Below are 6,813 nucleotides of genomic sequence, written 5' to 3'. Positions count from 1 at the left end.
TCTCTCGGTTATCTTTCGCCCGATCGATTCGAGGCTCTTTACTACAAAGGCATTAGCTAAATTCCCTTAATGAGTGTCCACTTTCTTGACAGAGGTCCAGTTGTTCCGTTATCGGTCAGAAACAAGAGCAATTCTCGCTTAAACTGCGGGGATAACGTACTCTCGTTCCGTTAATTTCGGGAAATACTCGGGAAATTGGCTGATAACGGAACGTCGTTCCGTTATTGTGCGGATGGAGGGGCACCGGGTCACCCTTAACGGAACGCATGCAGTTCCGTTATTCCGCGGATAGATGGGCACCGGGTCACCCTTAACGGAAGCAGTTCCGTCCGCGGATAGACGGGCACGGACCACCCGTAACGAAACTAATTCCCGCTAATCGGCAGGGGCAGGAATTCCCCTAATCAATGAATTTTCCATGTTCTGTAACGTACCGTTCGACAGCAAGGGATTCCCCAAAATTTAACTGAGACCTATAAACGTGCAAATATTTCATCGGGAAGGGCGCTCATCCGAAAGACGGCGCAGGCCGTCTCCTTTTGCTAGCCGAAAGTTTTTCAAGTTTAAGGACGGCCAAGAACAAGAAGGCGAGCAAGAAAGAACGGCAGTTTTTCTGTTCAACCTGCATATGTATAGAACCCTCGCCCTCCAAGGCGGGGTACACACTAAAACGTTCTACCAGGAGGTGATGGCATGACGTTGGAACGATACGGTCACGGCGGGGATTTGCAGACGGCGGCGGAGACATTCGGCGGATCGCCGGAACATTTTCTCGATTACAGCTCGAATATGAATCCGTTCGGGCCGCCGCCTTCCGTTGAGCGCGTGCTGCGCGAGCGGTGGCGCGACATCGCCGGTTATCCGGACCCGGCCGTGCGCGAGCTGCGCGGGAAGCTTGCCGCCCATTACGGCATTCCGGCGGAAAGCATCCTCGTCGGCAACGGCGCCGCCGAGCTGATCGATTTGCTCGTGCGCGTGCTGAAGCCGGGCGTGACGGCGTTGGCGCAGCCCGCTTTCGTCGAATACGAAGAGGCGGTCGCGCATGCCGGAGGGGACGTGCATACGATCCCGCTGCGCGCCGGGGACGACTTTACGCTGCAGAGCCAGCCGCTGGAACACGCTTTGGCCGTTTCGGATCTCGTCTTTCTCGGCCATCCGAACAACCCGTCAGGAGCGCTCGTGCCACAGCCCCTGTTGGAGCTTGCGGCCTCGAGCGAGGGGGCGATGCTCGCGCTGGACGAAGCGTTTCTCGACTTCGTTCCCGAGGAGCGGCAGCTGACCTGGATGCGTCGGGCGGCGGCCAGTCCGCGCCTGTTCGTCGTGCGCTCGATGACGAAGTTTTATGCGATTCCCGGCGTGCGGCTCGGGTTCCTCGTCGCCCATCCGGACCGCATCCGCGAGCTGAAGGAGCGGCAAGTGCCGTGGAGCGTGAACGCCTTCGCGCAGTGGATCGGCTGCGCCGTACTCGATGAAGCGGGGTACGCCGCACGGACGTTGCGCTGGCTGCAGGACGAGCGCCCTTGGTTTGCAGCTGCGCTTGGCGGCCTCGGGCTGCGCGTTGTGCCTGGCGCTGCCGCCAACTTTTTGCTGTGCCGTCTGCCGGACGAGCTGGCCGGGCGCGTGCCCGAGCTGCAGCGCCGGCTCGGCGGGCGCGGCGTGCTGATTCGCGACGCATCGCGGTTCGCCGGCCTCGACAAGAGCTGGCTCCGCCTCGCCGTCAAGCTGCGCGCCGACAACGAGCGGCTGCTTGCCGCCCTCGGCGAAACGCTGCAGGCGATGCGGGATGAGCCGCACCCGAAGGAGGACGGGCGATGACGGCGCGCACGATTATGGTGCAGGGCACTTCGTCGGATGTCGGCAAGAGCATCCTGACGGCGGCGCTTTGCCGCATTTTTACCCAGGACGGTTACCGGGTGCGGCCTTTCAAGTCGCAAAACATGTCGCTCAACTCGTACGTGACGCCGGACGGCCGGGAAATCGGCCGCGCCCAAGGCGTGCAGGCGGACGCATGCGGCGTTGCGGCGACGACCGACATGAACCCGATTTTGCTGAAGCCGAAGCAGGACATGGTAGCGCAAGTCGTCGTCCACGGCAAGCCGCTCGCCGATTTGGACGCCCGCACGTACCGCGAGTCGTATTTGCCGCAGGCGGGCTGATCGTGAAGGAAGCGCTCGCCAGACTGCGCGCGGAGGCCGATATCGTCGTGCTGGAAGGGGCCGGCAGTCCCGCGGAAGTGAACCTGAAGGACAGGGACATCGTCAACATGCGCGCTGCGGAATGGGCAGATGCGCCGGTGCTGCTGGCTGCGGACATTGACCGGGGCGGCGTTTTCGCTTCGATTGTCGGTACGCTGGAGATTTTGTCACCCGCCGAACGCGCCCGTGTGGAGGGATTCGTCATCAACAAGTTCCGGGGTGACGCCAGCCTGCTGCAGCCTGGCCTCGACTGGCTCGAAGCGAAAACCGGCAAGCCGGTGCTCGGGGTCATTCCGTACTTGCCGGAGCTCGGAATCGAAGACGAAGACTCGGCTTCGCTCGACTCGAAGCGCCGTCCCGTCTACGCTGCGGAGCGATCGGATGGACATGCCGACATCGACGTCGCCGTCATCCGCTTTCCGCGCATTTCCAACTTCACGGACATCGACCCGCTGCTGCTGGAGCCGGATGTGCGTGTCCGCTTCGTCTCCGCTGCCTCGGAATGGGGCAATCCGGACGCCGTTGTGCTCCCGGGCAGCAAAAACACGATTGAAGATTTGCTCTACTTGCGGCAGCAAGGTTTAGAGCCGTTAATCATTAACCACGTCAAAAGCTTGCAGCGCCACCTGATCGGCATATGCGCCGGCTACCAAATGCTGGGCGAGCGTTTGCTCGACCCCGGAGGCTTCGAGTCCGACAAGTTTCAGGAGCTTGCCGGACTTGGCCTGCTGCCGGCGGAAACGGTCTTTACGGCGGAGAAGCGGACGGTGCGCGTGCAAGGAACGGCGATGCTTTTCAACAACTCAGACGGGATACAGAAATCGCCATGCGCCATCGACGGCTACGAAATTCATATGGGACGCACCCGCTACACAAAGCCTGTGGCCGCCCCTTTTCTGATCGCCGAACAAGGCGCGACGCCGCATGGCGACGGGGCTACCGCCGCGGACGGACGTCTGTGGGGCACGTATGTGCACGGCATCCTCCACAACGACGAGCTGCGGCGGGCGTGGCTCAACGAGCTGCGCGTTGCCAAAGGCCTTCGGCCGCTGCCGCCGCAGGTGCGCTTCCGCGAACGCCGGGAGCGGGCGTTCGACCGGCTGGCGGCGCATGTGCGGAGCCATTTGGATATGAACCGAATCTATGAGATGATAGGGCTGACCGCCCCGCAAAACGGAGGGACTTTCCAATGAAAATTTATACCCGCACCGGCGATGCCGGGCAAACCGGCGTCATCGGAGGCCGCGTGGACAAAGACGACGCTCGCGTCGAAGCTTACGGCACGGTCGACGAGCTGAACTGCTTCCTCGGCCAGGCAATGGGCTTCATGGCGGCCAAACGGGAGCTGTACACCGACTTGCTTGCCGACATGCTGCAAGTGCAGCACGAGCTGTTCGACTGCGGCCACGATCTTGCCGTGCTAAAGCAAGAAGCGCGCCCTTACAAGGTGAACGCAGGCATGGTCGACAACCTGGAGACCTGGATTGACAAATACGACGCGGAAACGCCGGACATTACGCGCTTTATTTTGCCCGGAGGAAGCCAGGTCTCGTCCGCATTGCACGTGTGCCGCACCGTGTGCCGCCGTGCCGAGCGGCGCGTCGTGACGCTGGCCCGCACGCAGCCGATCAACGAGGAAGTGCGCCGCTATTTGAACCGGCTGTCGGATCTGTTTTTCACGATCGCCCGCACCGCCAATCACCGCGAGGGCGAGTCCGACGTCGAATACGTGCGCAGCGGCGAGGTGTTTCGCCGCAAGTGACCGCCGAAACGCGCTACTACGATCCGATCGTCTACGTAGTCCCACCGGAGGATGACGGCATGCTGCTCAAAACGGTGCTGCACCGCCGGCTCGGCATGTCGCGCAAGCTGCTTTCGCGGCTCAAGCTGACGGAGCAGGGCATTACCGTCAACGGCGAGCGCCGCTATACGACCGTCAAACTGGCGGCGGGCGATGTGGTCGAGGTGAGAATGGAGGCGGAGGAGTCCGACGACATTTTGCCGCAGGATTTGCCGCTCGACATTCTTTATGAAGACGAGCATTTGCTCGTCGTGAACAAGGAAGCGGGCATGATCGTGCATCCGACGCACGGCCATTACGTTGGCACGATAGCAAACGCCGTCGTCCATTACTGGCGGGAGCGGGGCGAGACGCACAGGTTCAGGCCTGTGCACCGGCTCGATCAGGAAACGTCGGGTGTACTCTGCATCGCCAAAAATCCGTACGCGCACCAGCAAATATCCGAGCAAATGCAAGCGGGAACCGTTACCAAGCTATATTGCGCCGTTGTACATGGCGTCGTCGCAGCGGACGGCGGCACCGTAGACGGTCCGATCGACCGCGACCCGGAGCAGCCGCACGTCCGCATCGTCACGCCGAACGGCTACCCGGCGGTGACGCACTATGAGGTGCTGGAGCGTTATGAGCGGCATACGCTCGTGCAGCTTCGGCTCGAGACGGGGCGCACGCATCAAATTCGCGTTCATATGAAGCATATCGGCCATCCGCTCGTCGGCGACAAAATGTACGGCCCGCCGGGCGGAGCCGAGCTGCCGCCGCCGTTCCCGCGCCAGGCGTTGCATGCGGCGAAGCTTGGCTTCGAGCATCCGGCGGCGAAGCGGCGGCTCGAGATCGAAGCGCCGCTGCCGGCCGATATGCGCGAGCTGGTGCGGACGGTGCGGGATATAGAACCGGTGCAAGGATAAACGGTTTACGCCGTCCTTAAGGACGTGCGCGTTTACCGTAGCGGAGTCAGCCAAGTATAGGCGCAGCTGATTCTTTCCGACGCAGTAAAAAGGACGGCCGCCGAAGCGAATGCGGGAGGCTGTCCTTTTTGCCGTAGTTGTGATGTAATGAAAGTTGCAAGCGAAAGCGAGAGAGGGGAACATTCCGATGAGCAAGTTGACCGTCTACGAATACAGCAAATGCGGAACGTGCCGCAGCGCGGTGAAGTGGCTGAAAGAGGCCGGCCACGAGGTGGAGCCGGTGGCGCTGTTCGAACAGCCGCCGTCCCCGGAAGAGCTGAAGAAGCTGATCGAACGGAGCGGTTTGGGCGTGCGGAAGTTTTTTAACACGTCGGGCGAAGTGTACAAGGAGATGGGGCTGAAGGATAAGCTGCCGGGGATGACGGAAGAGGAGATGATTCGGCTGCTGTCGTCGAATGGCAGATTGATCAAGCGGCCGGTCGTGACGGACGGCCGGACGGTCACCGTCGGCTTTAAGGAGGAGCAGTACGAGCAGATTTGGGGGGACCGGACATGAACGGGCGGCAAGCGGCATCGAAACGGCTCGGCGGGCTCGGCTCGGCCATCTTCTCGGAGGTGGCGAGCTGGAAGCGCGAGGCGCTGGAGGCGGGACGTGACGTTATCGATCTTGGCATCGGCAGTCCCGACCGTCCGCCGTCTGCGCGGGTGATCGAGGCTCTGCAGCAAGCAGTGCTTAACCCTGCTAATTACGGCTATCCGACGTCGGAGGGCAGTCCCCGTTTCCGCGCTGCGGTAGCCCGCTGGTACGAGCATCGCTTCGGGGTTAAGCTCGAACCTGAGCGCGAAGTGCTGGCTTTGATGGGCTCGCAGGACGGGCTTGCCCACCTGGCGCTGGCGATTACCGACCCGGACGACGTCGTGCTTGTGCCCGACCCGGGTTACCCGATCTACACGGCCAGCTTGACGATTGCCGGAGCGGAGCCTTACTTGCTGCCGCTGCGCGAGGAGCACGGCTATTTGCCGCAGCTTGACGCTATCCCTGAGCAGATCGCCCGCAAGGCCAAGTTTATTTTGCTGAATTATCCGAGCAACCCGCTTTCGGCCGTGGCGGACAGAGCCTTTTTCGAGCGGCTGGTGGACTTTGCCCGGCGCTACGGGCTGATCGTCGTACACGACTTGGCGTATTCTGAAATGGCGTTCGACGGCTATGAGCCGATGAGCGTGCTTGAAGTCGAGGGAGCGAAGGACGTCGCCGTCGAATTTCACTCCTTGTCGAAAAGTTTCAATATGGCCGGCTGTCGAATCGCCTTCCTCGTCGGCCGTCCGGATGTCATCTCGGCGCTGAAAATTTTGAAATCGAACATCGATTACGGGGTGTTTTTGGCGGTTCAAGAGGCCGGGATCGCGGCGCTTGAAGAAGATATGGAACGGGGAGAGTCCGTCGGCCCTTTGTACGAACGCAGGCGTGACGCGCTGCTTGAGACGCTGGCCGGCTACGGTTGGTCGATCCCGAAGCCGAAGGCGACAATGTTCGTTTGGGCGCCGATTCCGGACGGCTGGACATCTCGACAAATTTCCCGGGAAATGACGCTGCATGCAGGTGTTGTCGTTATTCCGGGCGACGCTTTCGGAGCCGAGGGCGAAGGTTATGTGCGCATTGCACTTGTGCAGGACGAGGAGCGGCTGCGTGAGGCAGGGCGGCGTATGGGGGAATTTGTGCGTTCCCATCGGCCGCCAAGTTCGCGCTGACGTAAGGCAGTGCACCGTCCATGGGGATTGGCGGCTTATGCCCAGGCAAATAGGCAGCTGCCAACAGCAGCAACAGCGGCAACAGCAACTGCCAACAGCAACAGCCAACAGCAACAGCCAACAGCAACAGCCAACAGCAACAGCCAACAGCAACAGCAGCAAC

Annotated in this window: 7 protein-coding genes; all 7 read left to right on the top strand. The window is 61.4% G+C overall.

Annotated elements, in window-relative coordinates:
• The first annotated feature begins 693 nt into the window (after positions 1-693).
• Positions 694-1,815: a threonine-phosphate decarboxylase CobD gene (gene cobD, locus SD70_RS37330; protein WP_041052686.1), complete on the top strand. Its 1,122-nt coding sequence runs from the start codon at positions 694-696 to the stop codon at positions 1,813-1,815.
• Positions 1,812-2,156, top strand: a complete 345-nt coding sequence (locus SD70_RS40045) for a nucleotide-binding protein (protein ID WP_331436871.1) — start codon at positions 1,812-1,814, stop codon at positions 2,154-2,156. The genes cobD and SD70_RS40045 overlap by 4 nt, the downstream gene beginning before the upstream one ends.
• Before the next feature lie 2 nt (positions 2,157-2,158).
• On the top strand, positions 2,159-3,388 hold the full coding sequence (locus tag SD70_RS37325; protein ID WP_331436870.1) for a cobyric acid synthase: 1,230 nt from the start codon (positions 2,159-2,161) through the stop codon (positions 3,386-3,388).
• Entirely contained in the window at positions 3,385-3,957 is a 573-nt protein-coding gene (locus tag SD70_RS32025; protein ID WP_041052685.1) for a cob(I)yrinic acid a,c-diamide adenosyltransferase, read from the top strand. Before SD70_RS37325 ends, SD70_RS32025 begins: the two co-directional genes overlap by 4 nt.
• A gap of 59 nt (positions 3,958-4,016) precedes the next feature.
• Positions 4,017-4,901, top strand: coding sequence for an RluA family pseudouridine synthase (locus SD70_RS32020; RefSeq protein WP_052488124.1), 885 nt, complete (start codon positions 4,017-4,019; stop codon positions 4,899-4,901).
• A 187-nt stretch (positions 4,902-5,088) separates the two neighbouring features.
• Positions 5,089-5,457, top strand: a complete 369-nt coding sequence (locus SD70_RS32015) for an arsenate reductase family protein (RefSeq protein WP_041052680.1) — start codon at positions 5,089-5,091, stop codon at positions 5,455-5,457.
• On the top strand, positions 5,454-6,650 hold the full coding sequence (locus SD70_RS32010) for an aminotransferase class I/II-fold pyridoxal phosphate-dependent enzyme (RefSeq protein ID WP_041052679.1): 1,197 nt from the start codon (positions 5,454-5,456) through the stop codon (positions 6,648-6,650). The genes SD70_RS32015 and SD70_RS32010 overlap by 4 nt, the downstream gene beginning before the upstream one ends.
• Positions 6,651-6,813 lie beyond the last annotated feature (163 nt).

Source organism: Gordoniibacillus kamchatkensis (assembly GCF_000829455.1).
Lineage (GTDB): Bacteria > Bacillota > Bacilli > Paenibacillales > NBRC-103111 > Gordoniibacillus > Gordoniibacillus kamchatkensis.
The sequence above is the reverse complement of the archived record's forward strand: the minus strand, read 5'-3'. Positions and strand labels throughout refer to the sequence as shown.

Bases quoted from the DNA above. Each gene is read 5' to 3' on its own strand.
- SD70_RS32015 (WP_041052680.1), top strand. From the start codon at position 5,089: ATGAGCAAGTTGACCGTCTACGAATACAGCAAATGCGGAACGTGCCGC.
- SD70_RS32020 (WP_052488124.1), top strand. From the start codon at position 4,017: ATGCTGCTCAAAACGGTGCTGCACCGCCGGCTCGGCATGTCGCGCAAG.
- cobD (WP_041052686.1), top strand. From the start codon at position 694: ATGACGTTGGAACGATACGGTCACGGCGGGGATTTGCAGACGGCGGCG.
- SD70_RS32010 (WP_041052679.1), top strand. From the start codon at position 5,454: ATGAACGGGCGGCAAGCGGCATCGAAACGGCTCGGCGGGCTCGGCTCG.
- SD70_RS32025 (WP_041052685.1), top strand. From the start codon at position 3,385: ATGAAAATTTATACCCGCACCGGCGATGCCGGGCAAACCGGCGTCATC.
- SD70_RS40045 (WP_331436871.1), top strand. From the start codon at position 1,812: ATGACGGCGCGCACGATTATGGTGCAGGGCACTTCGTCGGATGTCGGC.